This window comes from Mesorhizobium ciceri biovar biserrulae (genome assembly GCF_001618845.1).
Classification (GTDB): Bacteria; Pseudomonadota; Alphaproteobacteria; order Rhizobiales; family Rhizobiaceae; genus Mesorhizobium; species Mesorhizobium ciceri.
This window is the reverse complement of sequence record NZ_CP015064.1, coordinates 2,493,141-2,506,357: the sequence shown is the minus strand read 5'-3', so window position 1 is coordinate 2,506,357 and position 13,217 is coordinate 2,493,141. Positions and strand designations below refer to the sequence as shown.

Here is a 13,217-nt window from a genome sequence, read left to right as displayed (position 1 = left end):
GCTTAGTTGACTGCGTCCTTGAGGCCTTTGCCGGCCGAGAACTTCGGCACGGTACGCGCCGGGATCTTCACTTCTGCGCCAGTCTGAGGATTGCGGCCGGTCGAGGCGGCACGCTTTGACACGGTGAAATTGCCAAAGCCGACAAGCCGGACATCGCCGCCCTTCTTCAGTTCGCCGGTGATCACGGAAAATACCGCATCGACCGCCGACTGCGCGTCACCCTTCGAAATGCTCGCGGCGTCGGCGACAGCGGACACCAGTTCGTTCTTGTTCATAAAAATTCCCTTCCATGAGAACACCGGAACTATCGACTCATCCGGCAGGAAACGGACTTTAGAAAGAAGCGCTCCCGCAACCAAGTCGAAAAGGCAGGAAAAAAGCGGAAAAAGCCCGGAATTCCGGGGTTTTTCACATGAAAAAGCCGGGCGCCAGGCCCGGCTCTCCGTTTGTGCGCTGCAACCTTGACGAAAACCAACGCATGGCCCCGAAAACCGTAGCCGGTTTGCGGCAAGGACCATGCGCAAGTCTAAGCGTTAGAGCGTCCTTTGTGCGTCCAGATGGACGCCCGGCGCTCTAATGCGCCAGGGACTTTCCAGCGTCGTCGGCACTGTCTGTCGCAGCCGGCGGATTGACCGGCTCGACCCATTCGATCGGCTCCGGCATACGCACCAGCGCGTGGCGCAACACCTCGCCGACACGTGAGACCGGAATGATCTCCATGCCGTTCTTCACATTGTCCGGAATCTCCGCCAGGTCCTTGGCATTGTCTTCCGGGATCAGCACCTTCTTGATGCCGCCGCGCAGTGCGGCGAGCAGCTTCTCCTTGAGCCCGCCGATCGGCAGGATGCGGCCGCGAAGCGTTATCTCGCCGGTCATCGCCACATCCGCCCGGACCGGAATACCCGTCAGTACCGATACAATGGCTGTCGCCATGGCAGCACCTGCAGACGGGCCGTCCTTCGGCGTGGCGCCTTCCGGCAAGTGCACGTGGATGTCGCGCTTGTCGAACAGCGGCGGCTCGATGCCGAAATCGACGGCGCGCGAGCGGACATAGGAGGCCGCCGCCGAAATCGATTCCTTCATCACGTCGCGCAAATTGCCGGTCACCGTCATGCGGCCCTTGCCGGGCATCATGACGCCTTCGACCGTCAGCAGCTCGCCGCCGACTTCCGTCCAGGCGAGTCCGGTAACGACACCGACCTGATCGTCAGCCTCGACCTGACCGAAGCGGAAGCGTTCAACACCGAGGTAATCGGCGAGGTTCGCCGCCGTGATGTTCACCGTCTTCTTCTTCGTCTTCAGGATCTCGGTCACCGCCTTGCGCCCGAGCTTCATCAGCTCGCGCTCGAGGCTTCTGACGCCCGCTTCACGGGTGTAGGTCTGGACGATGGCGCGGATCGCGTCCTCACCGACGGAAAACTCCTTCGGCTGCAGCGCGTGATCGCGGATCACCTTAGGCATCAGGTGCCGCTTGGCGATCTCGATCTTCTCGTCCTCGGTGTAGCCGGCGATACGGATGATCTCCATGCGGTCCATCAAGGGCGCCGGGATGTTCAGCGTGTTCGCCGTCGTCACGAACATGACGCTCGACAGATCGTATTCGACCTCGAGGTAGTGGTCCATGAACGTCGAGTTCTGTTCCGGATCGAGGACCTCGAGCAACGCCGATGACGGATCGCCACGGAAGTCCTGGCCCATCTTGTCGATCTCGTCGAGCAGGAAGAGCGGGTTGGACTTCTTGGCCTTCTTCATCGACTGGATGACCTTGCCGGGCATCGAGCCGATATAGGTGCGCCGGTGGCCACGGATCTCGGCCTCGTCACGCACGCCGCCCAGCGCCATGCGGATGAACTCGCGTCCAGTCGCCTTGGCGATCGACTTGCCGAGCGAGGTCTTGCCGACACCGGGAGGGCCGACGAGGCACAGGATCGGCCCCTTCAGCTTCTTCTGGCGGCTTTGCACGGCGAGATACTCGACGATGCGCTCCTTGACCTTGTCGAGGCCGAAATGGTCGGTATCGAGCACGTTCTGCGCGAAAGCCAGGTCCTGCTTGACCTTGGAGTTCTTGCCCCACGGGATCGACAGGATCCAGTCGAGATAGTTGCGCACGACCGTCGATTCAGCCGACATCGGCGACATCGTCCGGAGCTTCTTCAACTCGGCTTCCGCCTTTTCGCGGGCCTCCTTGGAGAGCTTGGTCTTCTTGATGCGCGCCTCGATCTCGGCGGCCTCGTCGCGGCCGTCCTCGCCTTCGCCGAGTTCCTTCTGGATCGCCTTCATCTGCTCGTTCAGGTAGTACTCGCGCTGCGTCTTCTCCATCTGGCGCTTGACGCGCGAGCGGATGCGCTTCTCCACCTGCAGGACGGAGATTTCGGCTTCCATGAAGCCCATCGCCTTTTCCAGCCGCTCCTTGACCGAAAGCGTGGCCAGCATCTCCTGCTTCTCGGGGATCTTGATGGCGAGATGCGAGGCAACCGTGTCGGCGAGCTTGGAGTAGTCGTCGATCTGGCTGGCAGCACCCACCACTTCGGGCGAGATCTTCTTATTCAGCTTGACGTAATTCTCGAAGTCGGTGACGACCGAACGCGCCAGCGCCTCAACCTCGACCTCTTCCTCTTCCGGCTCGACCAGCGCCGCGGCGCGGGCCTCGTGGAAATCGGGACGGTCGGTGAACGAGACGATTTTCGCACGCGAAGCGCCTTCGACCAGAACCTTGACGGTGCCGTCGGGCAGCTTGAGCAATTGCAGCACATTGGCGAGCGTGCCGATGTCGAAAATGGCATCGGGCTCGGGATCGTCATCAGCGGCATTCATCTGGGTGGCAAGCAGGATCTGCTTTTCCTGACCCATCACCTCTTCCAGCGCCTTGATCGACTTCTCACGCCCGACGAAGAGCGGAACGATCATGTGCGGGAACACCACGATGTCGCGCAGTGGGAGAACTGCGAAGACGCCGTCGCTGGGTGCCTTGGATACTTTGGCCATTGTCCAACCTTTCATGTCGCGGCCGCTAATTGAGCCAACCGCGAATCTTATATTAACGACCGGGGATCGTTCCGCCTACCACCGTTTGTGACGGGAGTTTTACAGCACAGAAATCGGGCACCTCGGCCTTCTCCAGTTAGTTGGATGCACGACCCCCAAAGATCAAGGGGCGTGTCCAAATCCGCACTCCCAACCCGTCCGCGAGTGACACATTTGCGACGCCAAGCCCGTACGCCGCGCAAACCGCTGTGCGACAGCAAAACGGCGCCTTGCGGCGCCGTTTCAGAATTTCGCTGCGGGCTCATGTCAGGCGCTGACATTGCCCTTCTTTTCCTTCTGCTCGGAGTAGATGTAGAGCGGCCGGGCACTGCCGGTCACCACCTCCTCCGAAATCACCACTTCGCGCACGCCTTCGAGTGCGGGAAGCTCGAACATCGTGTCGAGCAGGATCGCCTCCATGATCGAACGCAGGCCGCGCGCGCCGGTCTTGCGCTCAATGGCGCGCTTGGCGATCGCCGAAAGAGCGTTCTCATGGAAGGTCAGGTCGACATTTTCCATCTCGAACAGCCGCTGATACTGCTTGACCAGCGCGTTCTTCGGCTCGGTCAGGATCTGGATCAGCGCCGGTTCGTCGAGATCTTCCAGCGTCGCCAGGACCGGCAGACGGCCGACAAACTCAGGGATGAGACCGAACTTCAACAGATCCTCGGGCTCGACCAGGCGGAAAACATCGCCAGTGCGGCGATCCTCCGGCGAAGCGACGACCGCGCCGAAGCCGATCGACGTCTTGCGGCCGCGATCCGAGATGATCTTGTCCAGCCCGGCGAAGGCGCCGCCGCAGATGAACAGGATGTTGGCTGTGTCGACCTGCAGGAATTCCTGCTGCGGGTGCTTCCTGCCGCCCTGTGGCGGCACGGAGGCGACCGTGCCTTCCATGATCTTCAAGAGCGCCTGCTGCACACCCTCGCCCGACACGTCGCGGGTGATCGAGGGATTGTCCGACTTGCGCGAAATCTTGTCGATTTCGTCGATGTAGACGATGCCGCGCTGGGCGCGCTCGACATTGTAGTCGGCCGACTGCAACAGCTTCAGGATGATGTTTTCGACGTCCTCGCCGACATAGCCGGCTTCGGTCAGCGTCGTCGCGTCAGCCATGGTGAACGGCACGTCGATGATGCGGGCCAGCGTCTGCGCGAGCAGCGTCTTGCCGCAACCGGTCGGGCCGATCAAAAGGATGTTGGACTTCGCCAGTTCGACATCGTTGTTCTTGCCGGCATGCGCGAGGCGCTTGTAGTGATTGTGGACCGCCACCGACAGCACGCGCTTGGCGTAGGGCTGACCGATGACATAGTCGTCGAGAACCTTGAGGATCTCCTGCGGTGTCGGCACGCCTTCGCGCGACTTCACCATCGAGGTCTTGTTCTCTTCACGGATGATGTCCATGCAGAGTTCGACGCACTCGTCGCAGATGAAGACCGTCGGACCGGCGATCAGCTTGCGCACTTCGTGCTGGCTTTTGCCGCAAAACGAGCAGTAAAGCGTGTTCTTGGAATCGCCGCTGTTGTTGCCGACCTTGCTCATTTTCATGTCCTTTCATGGCCGCCCGCCGATGGTCTGGCTGAAAGGGCGCATACTCTATCTATCGCGGGAATCCGCCGCCGCCAGTGTGTCCCGGCTCCCGCAACGCATTCCGTACGAAACACAAATCAGAAAACGTGGCAATGATTCGCGACAACCCCGCATAAAGCTAAGCCGCCGAAACTCAACATAGCCTTAACGTAGGCAATCCTGTCCCCCGAGGGAACAGCCAATTGTGGCCGAAATGCCGCAAGACGCGCCAAAAGCGCGTGATGGTGCCATCCAACTGCCAACTTGCCTTTATGCCAGCGCCCCTTCGGCCGCCTCGCGCGACGAAATGACCTTGTCGATGAGGCCGAAATCCTTGGCTTCGTCGGCGGTCATGAAATGATCGCGGTCGAGCGTTTTCTCGATCTCTTCATAGCTCTTGCCGGTGTGCTTGACGTAGACCTCGTTGAGGCGACGCTTCAGCTTGATGATATCCAGGGCATGGCGCTCGATGTCGGACGCCTGGCCCTGAAAGCCGCCGGAAGGCTGGTGAACCATGATGCGGGCGTTCGGCGTGGCAAAGCGCATGTCCTTGTGACCGGCAGTCAGGAGCAGCGAACCCATCGAAGCCGCCTGGCCGATGCAGAGCGTCGACACGGCCGGCTTGATGAACTGCATGGTGTCGTAGATCGCCATGCCCGAGGTGACGACGCCGCCCGGCGAATTGATGTAGAGGTTGATTTCCTTCTTCGGATTCTCAGCTTCGAGGAACAAAAGCTGCGCGCAGACCAGCGTCGCCATGCCGTCCTCGACCGGACCGGTGATGAAAATGATGCGCTCCTTGAGGAGGCGCGAGAAAATGTCGTAGGCCCGCTCGCCGCGATTGGTCTGTTCGACCACCATCGGAACGAGGTTCATGTAGGTTTCGACGGGGTTCTTCATCAGGTATCTCTTATCTCGCGGTGGGATTCCGGCGCCGGGAATGCCGGCAGATCGGGCAGAATCGGTTCTGGATCGTTATTCCGTAAATAGGATGCCGGCTCGTCCTTGTGCAAGGCCGACCCCTCCTAGCCATCTGGGTAAGTCGAATCAAGCTTTCTGACCAAGGATTCGCGGCGGCGGATGCTTCCGCGGGTCCGGAGCCGCATCGCCGGCCCCGCAACGTAGCAGTTTCTTAACCGCGTCACTTAACGAAATGCGCCGAAACCGCTTTTTTCCGAGACGGCTTCCTCTACAATTCAACGTTGAACTTATGCATAGAGTTCAACAGGGGGAGTGTCATGCCCGGGAAAACCGCATGCTTCACCATTGCCGGCCTGACCGTGCTCGGCACGATTTCGCAGACGGCGGCCGGCGGCCGCGCCGTCGAATGCTATGAACCCGTCCGAACCCCGGCCATTTATGATACCGTCTATGAAGACGTAATGGTCAGTCCGCCCGGTCAGCAGGTCGACTATATCGCCCCTATCTACGGCACCCGCGAACGCGTGGTGATGACCGTCCCGGCACAGGTGACCTATGAGGTCGTGCCGGCCGTCACCCGCACCGTCTACCATACGGTCCGGGTCGATGGCGGCGGCTATTCCTGGGAATGGCGCGTCATCCATGGCCGCAAGGTGCTGTGCAAGGTATGGCACAAGGCGCGCTACGAACGCGTCGCAGAGACCGTCGTGATCCAGCCCGAACGCACGCGGCGCGTCGTCATTCCCGCACAATATGACAGCATCGCCGAGGAGGTGCTGGTGCGGCCGGAACAAAGGCGCGTCATCGATGTCCCCGCCTCCTACCAGACCGTCGCGCGTCGTGTGTTGGTCCGGGAAGGCTCATCCAGTTGGCGGCGGGTGCATATTCCCAGGCATTGCCAGGATTAGCGCGCATGGCGTACCCTGCGTCGCAGCGGATCTCCGTTGGGCTGAGGGCATGCGCGACCTGGAAATTTCCAATCAGGAATTGTCAGACCTTGCCGAAGAAGCCTTGGCGCTTGCCAAAGGCTATTGGGCCTCCCTCGAGGAACGTCGGACGTATCCCACGACCAGCGGCAAACAGACGACGGAACTCTTCTCGCGGCCTTGGCAGGAGAGCGGTCGTGGTCGGGAAGTCTTGCAGGATTTCAAGTCGATAGCGGAGCATGTGCGGCCTTCAACCGGCAGGTTCTTCGGTTATGTCGTCGGCTCCGGCGAACCGATCGGCGCGCTGGGGGAATTGCTGGCTGCGGTGCTCAATCAGAATGTGACGTCGTGGCGCTCGGCACCGGCTGCGACATCGATCGAACGCGCCGTCGTCGAATGGTTGGCGGAGGCTGTCGGTTGCCCCGGATTTACAGGCAGCCTGTGCGGCGGCGGCTCGACGGCGAACCTCATGGCCCTGGCGATGGCGCGGGAAGCGAAGCTGCCAGCCAACGAAACAGGCGTGCGACCGTGCGTGATCTATGCTTCCGAGCAAGTGCACATGTCCATTCCCAAGGCCGTCGCGCTGTTGGGGATCGGTAGAAAAAATCTCCGTTTGATCCCTGTCGACGACAAATTCAGGATGCGGACGGATGCCCTCCAGGCAGCCATTGCCGCCGACCGCGCCATCGGCAACATGCCCATCGCCATCGTGGCCACGGTCGGCACCATCATCTCCGGTGCGATTGATCCCCTTCCCGAAATCGCAGACATTGCCCGTAGGGAAGCGTTGTGGATGCATGTCGATGGGGCCTATGGGGGACTGGCGGCGCTGGCCGTCCCGGAAAAGTTCCAGGGACTGTCTTTGGCGGATTCGCTGTCGCTCGATGCGCACAAGTGGCTCTATCAGCCACTCGATTGCGGCTGCCTGCTCAATCGTCACCCAGACATTGCGCGCACGACTTTCTCGCACAGCGACGACTACGTCAGGATATTGAGCGAAGACCCAACGGAAGCATTTGCATTCTTTGAAGAGTCGATCGAACTGTCTCGGCGCTTCCGTGCGCTGAAGCTCTGGATGTCGCTGCAGTATCACGGGCGCCGTGCCTATCGCGAAGCCATCGCGCGCGATCTCTACCATGCCCAGATGCTGGCACAGGCAATCGCTTCACAGCCGGAGCTTGAGCAGCTTGCGCCGGTATCGCTAAGCGCGGTCTGTTTCCGTCACCGCTCTAAGGACAACGAAGCGATCCTGCGCCGCGTGATCGCGCGCGGCCGCGTGTATCTGTCGAATGCAACGATCAACGGTCAGTTCGCGCTGCGGGCGTGTTTCGTCAATCACAGGACGACCTTGGATGACGTGCGGGCGATTGTGTCCGAAGTCATTGCCGCCGCAGACGAACTCAATCATTGAACCGCTGCGGATTTGGCCTCGTGTTTCAGGCGACCTCCACCCGCAGCCATGCCTTCAGACCGGCGATATCCCCATCGCCGACAGCAGCGGCAACGCGCCTGCCGACCGCAGCGCCGAACTTGTAGCCGTGGCCGGAGCATGCCGAGACAACAAGGCATTTGCCCTTTTCATGCGCCATGAATTTTTCGTCTGATGTGAAAGTGTAGGCGCAGGTGACGACTTCGGTCACCTGATACTCTTCGATGCGGGCGATCGGCGGCGAAAACAGGTTGCGGATCGCCTCGCCCTCGCCCGCCACCGGCTCGCGGTTCCAATCGGCGTCGCTGGTCGGCACCTTGTGCAGCCCTGACCCGAACTTCATGCCGGCGCCGCCGGAGGGCGGGATCACATAGCCGTCGATCGCGCCGCCGACATCGAGCACGACCGGTGCCGCCTGCCAGGCCGCCTTGAGGTCGGCCGGCGGTTCGACATAGGCAAGTGCGGTTCGATAGGTCTTCAATTCTCCATCCAGTTCCGGAAACAGCTTTAGCACCCAGGCGCCGGCGGCGACGACGATACGGTCGGCCTGCATCGTCTCGCCGCTTTCGAGCACGATGTGGCCGGCCTCGGAGTCGACCTCGACGACCTTGCTGTTTTCGTAGACATTGGCGCCGTTGGCGCGCAGCCACTTTGCCAGGCCGGACGCGATCTTGCGGCAATGCAGGGCGCCGCCTTCGGTCGAGAAATAGGCGTAGCGAAACGACCCGGCTTCCAGAAACGGCCAGCGTTTCACCGCCGCGTCGGGCTCCAGCAGTTCGAACGGAAAATTGCCTTCTTCCAGGCCCTCGCGATATTCCTCGGCCTCGTCGCCAGGCTCGCGCGAAATGCAGACAAATCCTCTGGGATCGAGATGGTTTTCGCCGAGGTCGGCCCACATCTCGTCCCAGGCCTGGTAGGCTTCGGTGATCAGCCGGCCGTAGCCGGTCCCCGCGCGATAGGCGCGGCGGATGATGCGATGATGGTCGCCCGACGCGGCAAGCGGGTTCGGAATCGGCCCCTGCTCGACGATCGAAACGCTGTGACCCGCCTTGACCAGCGACCACGCGGTCGAGAGGCCGGCAATACCCGCACCGACAACGATCACCTTCATCAAATCAGACTTTCCGCAGCCGGTCGGCTGGCTCAACGTATTGGATTGCGGGCGCCAACATACGGTCTGGAACCAGGCTGGCAAGCCGCGCTATTGGTCTGGCATGAGCAAATTGACGCCACCCGGCCTGGTCTTTGATCCAGCCACGCGACACCTGCGGCTCGATCCGCACGAGCCTGCCTTTTTTCAGAACCCGTACGAGGCCTATGCATTTCTGCACGGCGCATCGAATGCCTTCTTCTGGGAAGAATTCGGCTTCTGGTGCTTTGGCGGTTTCGACGACGTCAACCGGCTGCTGCGCGACCGCCGTTTCGGCCGCCAGAATCCGGCCGGCATTCCACACAGTCGCGGCATCGGACAGGACCGCAGCCATCTCAGGGCCTTCGACGGCGTCGAAGCCAATTCGATGCTGGAACTGGAGCCGCCGGTGCACACGCGGCTGAGAACACTGGTCAACCGCGCCTTCGTCTCGCGTCAGGTCGAACGGCTGCGGCCGCGTGTCGAGGCTTTGGCCAACGAGCTGATCGACCGTTTCGAACCAGGCAAGACGGTCGACCTGTTGCCTGCCTTCGCGGCGCCCTTGCCGATCACCATCATTGCCGAAATGCTCGGTGTGCCGGTCGACATGGGGCCGCAACTGCTCGACTGGTCGCACCAGATGGTTGCCATGTACATGCATGGCCGCACGCGCGCGATCGAAGAGACGGCCAACCGCGCCGCGGGCGAATTTGCCGATTTCCTGCGTTTCCATGTCACCGAGCGACGCAAGAACCCTGGCGACGACCTGCTGTCGCTGCTGATCTCGGCGCAGGAGGACGGCAAAAAGCTGTCGGAGGACGAGATGGTGTCCTCGGCGATCCTGCTGCTCAATGCCGGTCATGAAGCGACAGTGCATCAGACCGGCAACGCTGTCCGTTCGATCCTTATGCAAGGCGGCGATGTCAGCCGCTTCTTCGGCTCACCCGAAGCGACCGCGGCAACGGTCGAGGAATGCCTGCGCTTCGACGCGCCGCTGCACATGTTCACGCGCTATGCCTACCAGGAGATCGAAGTCGCGCCTGGCATTGTCGTGCAGCCGGGCCAGACGATCGGGCTGCTGCTGGGCATGGCCAATCATGACCCGCGCGCCTTCGCCGAACCGCAAGCTTTCCGGCCCGATCGTCCGGACCAGAAGAACGTGTCATTCGGCGCCGGCATCCATTTCTGCATCGGCGCGCCGCTGGCCAGGCTAGAATTGCAGGTGTCGCTGAAAACCCTGTTCGAACGGCACCCGAAGCTGCATCTTGCCGAAAGGCCAAGCTTCCGCGACACTTACCACTTCCATGGGCTGGAAAGGCTCGCCGTCGGCTTTTGACGAAGCGCGGATTTGGGCGCCGGCCTATTCCAGCCATAGCGCCAGCAGCAACCACAAGGTCGGCTCACCGGACCGCCCACGATGCCCTTCCACGACAAGGCACCGGAAGCTGTCTCAGCCAGTTCCAGCGAAATAGTCATACGCAGGCAGCACAAGCTTGGGGGAGAGCCTGAAGGCCGTTGCTGGCAGCCCCTGTCGATCCATGCCAAATCGCAAGATCGGTCGAGCGCGATATATCCGGAAAGGCCTAACTGGTGTCGTCACGGAGAAAGAGACGTTGAAGGCCGCACTTGAAAACTACCAAGCCCGAATGCAGCGGGTGCTAGACCATATAGACCAGCATCTGGATGACGATCTGGGGCTGGAGGCGTTGAGCGGTGTCGCGGCGTTCTCGAAATATCATTTCCACCGGCAGTTCACGTCCACCTTCGGGGTGTCCGTGCATCGCTATGTCCAGCTCGCCCGCATGAAGCGTGCTTCGTACAGACTTGCCGAAAGTGACGCCCAAAGCGTCACCGACATAGCCATGGATGCCGGTTACGACGCGCCGGATGCCTTCGCCCGCGCCTTTCGGCAACGGTTCGGACAATCGCCGTCGTCGTTCCGGAAGTCTCCCGACTGGGGGTCGTGGCTCATGGCCTTCGGGCCCCTCGAAAAAGCAAGGAACACGCTTATGCAGATAATCTTTGAACACGACGACGTGACGATCCGCGATGTGCCCCCGACGCCGGTGGCGATCATGGAGCACCGCGGAGACCGGGCGACGCTCCAGGACACCATCCAGCGGTTCATCGCCTGGCGCAAGGCCGCGGGCTTGTCGCCCGAGACAAGCCCGACCTTCAACGTCTTCCGTTCCGAAAGGGAGCCCGCGGTCCCGGCTGACTACAGCATGGACATTTGTGCCGGGACCGACCGGCCGATCGAGGCGAATGACGCGCAGATGAAGGCTGGCGTGATCCCCGGCGGGCGCTGCGCGGTGCTGCGCTACCCTGGCAATACCAACAATCTCGAACCCGCAGCACTTTATCTTTATCGTGAATGGCTTCCGGCCAGCGGCGAGGAAGCACGCGACTTTCCGATCTATTGCCAACGACATCTGTCCCACTTCCCGGAGGGCCCGCTACGCGAAGTGGTCGTTGAACTCTTTCTGCCTCTGAAATAGCTCGGCAGGACAGCGGTTTGTCCCCCCGATCGCGAGCATCATGGCGACGCGAGATCAAAGCTTGATCACATACTCCTTGCGAGTCGTTTCAAGCACTTCCCAGCTGCCCTTGAAGCCGGGCTTCAGCACAAAGCTGTCGCCGGTCTTGACGGTGCGCGCTTGCCCACCGTCCTCCGCGATCACCGAAACGCCGGACAGGATGTGGCAGAACTCCCACTCGTCATAGACGATGCGCCATTTGCCCGGGGTCGATTCCCATATGCCGGCATAGAGGCCGCCGTCGCGCTCCTCGACATTCCAGGTGCGGAATTTGGGATCGCCCGAGATCAGCCGGTCGGGCGCCGGTGCACCCTGTTCGGCGTCGACAGCGTCGACGCCGATGGAAAGAAAGTTCGACTCGCTCATGATCGGTCAGACCTTGGCTAGAGCCTGTTCGAGGTCGGCGACGATGTCGTTGACGTCCTCGATGCCGATCGAAAGCCGCACCGTGTCCGGTCCTGCGCCGGCCTTGACCTTCTGCTCGTCGGAAAGCTGGCGGTGCGTGGTCGAGGCCGGGTGGATGACCAGCGACTTGGTGTCGCCGACATTGGCGAGGTGCGAGAACAGCTCGAGCGCCTCGACGAATTTGACGCCCGCGTCATAGCCGCCCTTCAGCGCGAAGGTGAACACGGCGCCGGCGCCAAGCGGTGAGTACTTCTTCTGCAGCGCGTTGTTCTTGTCTGAGGGCAGGCCGGGGTAATTCACCGATGCGACCTTGGGGTGGTTGGACAGCCAGGCGGCAACCGTCACGGCATTGTCACAGTGGCGCTGCATGCGCAGCGGCAGGGTTTCCAGGCCGGTCAGGATGAGGAAGGCGTTGAACGGGGAGATCGCCGGGCCGAGATCGCGCAGGCCGAGCACGCGCGCGGCAATGGCGAAGGCGAAATTGCCGAAGGTTTCGTGCAGGACAAGACCACCATATTCGGGGCGCGGTTCCGACAGCATCGGGTATTTGCCCGATTTCGACCAGTCGAAGGTGCCGCCGTCGACGATGGCGCCGCCGATCGAATTGCCGTGACCGCCGATGAATTTGGTCAGCGAATGGACGACGATGTCGGCGCCATGCTCGATCGGCCGGATGAGGTAGGGCGAGGCCAGTGTGTTGTCGACGATCAGCGGCAGGCCGTGCTTGCGCGCGATGTCGCCGATCTTCTCGATGTCGACGAAGGTGCCGCCCGGATTGGCGAGGCTCTCGATGAAGATCGCCTTGGTCCTGTCGTCGATCTGGCTCTCGAAGGTCGAGATATCGTTGGTGTCGGCCCATCGCACCTCCCAGCCATAATTCTTGAAGGCATGGCCGAATTGGTTGATCGAACCGCCGTAAAGCTTGTTGGCCGCGACGAAATTGTCGCCCGGCTGCATCAGATTGTGGAACACGATCACCTGCGCCGCATGGCCGGAGGCGACCGCGAGTGCCGCCGTGCCGCCTTCAAGGGCCGCCATGCGCTCTTCCAGCACCGCCTGGGTCGGGTTCATGATGCGGGTGTAGATGTTGCCGAAGGCCTTCAGCCCGAACAGCGACGCGGCATGGTCTGCATCGTCGAAGACGAAGGAGGTCGTCTGGTAGATCGGCGTGGCGCGCGCGCCGGTCGCCGGATCGGGCTTGGCACCGGCGTGGACGGCGAGCGTGTTGAAACCTGGCGTGCGGGTCACTGAAAACCTCCCTTTTGAAACTCTTGAAA

At 61.5% G+C, this 13,217-nt stretch carries 11 protein-coding genes; 4 read left to right on the top strand and 7 right to left on the bottom strand.

What is annotated here, in order from left to right; genetic code table 11:
- Positions 1 to 2: 2 nt before the first annotated feature.
- The 4 genes from A4R29_RS11385 to clpP form a co-directional block, all read right to left on the bottom strand.
- Positions 3 to 275, bottom strand: coding sequence for an HU family DNA-binding protein (locus A4R29_RS11385; RefSeq protein ID WP_006201846.1), 273 nt, complete (start codon positions 273 to 275; stop codon positions 3 to 5).
- Positions 276 to 573: 298 nt separating this feature from the next.
- Positions 574 to 2,985: an endopeptidase La gene (gene lon / locus A4R29_RS11380; RefSeq protein WP_013532189.1), complete on the bottom strand. Its 2,412-nt coding sequence runs from the start codon at positions 2,983 to 2,985 to the stop codon at positions 574 to 576.
- A 306-nt stretch (positions 2,986 to 3,291) separates the two neighbouring features.
- A complete protein-coding gene (gene clpX / locus A4R29_RS11375) occupies positions 3,292 to 4,566 on the bottom strand; it encodes an ATP-dependent Clp protease ATP-binding subunit ClpX (RefSeq protein WP_013532190.1) in 1,275 nt (424 codons plus the stop codon).
- A 297-nt stretch (positions 4,567 to 4,863) separates the two neighbouring features.
- On the bottom strand, positions 4,864 to 5,493 hold the full coding sequence (gene clpP / locus A4R29_RS11370) for an ATP-dependent Clp endopeptidase proteolytic subunit ClpP (protein WP_013532191.1): 630 nt from the start codon (positions 5,491 to 5,493) through the stop codon (positions 4,864 to 4,866).
- Positions 5,494 to 5,831: 338 nt separating this feature from the next.
- Here clpP and A4R29_RS11365 point away from each other — a divergent pair, with 338 nt between their 5' ends.
- Both A4R29_RS11365 and A4R29_RS11360 read left to right on the top strand, forming a co-directional pair.
- On the top strand, positions 5,832 to 6,422 hold the full coding sequence (locus A4R29_RS11365; RefSeq protein WP_063171946.1) for a hypothetical protein: 591 nt from the start codon (positions 5,832 to 5,834) through the stop codon (positions 6,420 to 6,422).
- A 49-nt stretch (positions 6,423 to 6,471) separates the two neighbouring features.
- Positions 6,472 to 7,851 carry a pyridoxal phosphate-dependent decarboxylase family protein gene (locus A4R29_RS11360; RefSeq protein WP_063171945.1) on the top strand — a complete coding sequence of 460 codons (1,380 nt, stop codon included), beginning with the start codon at positions 6,472 to 6,474 and terminating at the stop codon, positions 7,849 to 7,851.
- A 25-nt stretch (positions 7,852 to 7,876) separates the two neighbouring features.
- On the opposite strand, the gene A4R29_RS11355 is transcribed toward A4R29_RS11360, so the two are convergent.
- Positions 7,877 to 8,980, bottom strand: a complete 1,104-nt coding sequence (locus A4R29_RS11355) for an NAD(P)/FAD-dependent oxidoreductase (RefSeq protein ID WP_063171944.1) — start codon at positions 8,978 to 8,980, stop codon at positions 7,877 to 7,879.
- A 103-nt stretch (positions 8,981 to 9,083) separates the two neighbouring features.
- Between A4R29_RS11355 and A4R29_RS11350 the strand changes: the two genes are divergently transcribed.
- Both A4R29_RS11350 and A4R29_RS11345 read left to right on the top strand, forming a co-directional pair.
- A complete protein-coding gene (locus A4R29_RS11350) occupies positions 9,084 to 10,334 on the top strand; it encodes a cytochrome P450 (protein ID WP_063173649.1) in 1,251 nt (416 codons plus the stop codon).
- A gap of 277 nt (positions 10,335 to 10,611) precedes the next feature.
- Positions 10,612 to 11,496, top strand: a complete 885-nt coding sequence (locus A4R29_RS11345) for an AraC family transcriptional regulator (protein ID WP_063173648.1) — start codon at positions 10,612 to 10,614, stop codon at positions 11,494 to 11,496.
- Positions 11,497 to 11,550: 54 nt separating this feature from the next.
- Here A4R29_RS11345 and A4R29_RS11340 read toward each other — a convergent pair whose 3' ends face one another.
- A complete protein-coding gene (locus A4R29_RS11340) occupies positions 11,551 to 11,901 on the bottom strand; it encodes a cupin domain-containing protein (protein WP_063167787.1) in 351 nt (116 codons plus the stop codon).
- A gap of 6 nt (positions 11,902 to 11,907) precedes the next feature.
- A complete protein-coding gene (locus A4R29_RS11335; protein ID WP_024504598.1) occupies positions 11,908 to 13,188 on the bottom strand; it encodes an O-acetylhomoserine aminocarboxypropyltransferase in 1,281 nt (426 codons plus the stop codon).
- Positions 13,189 to 13,217: the final 29 nt, after the last annotated feature.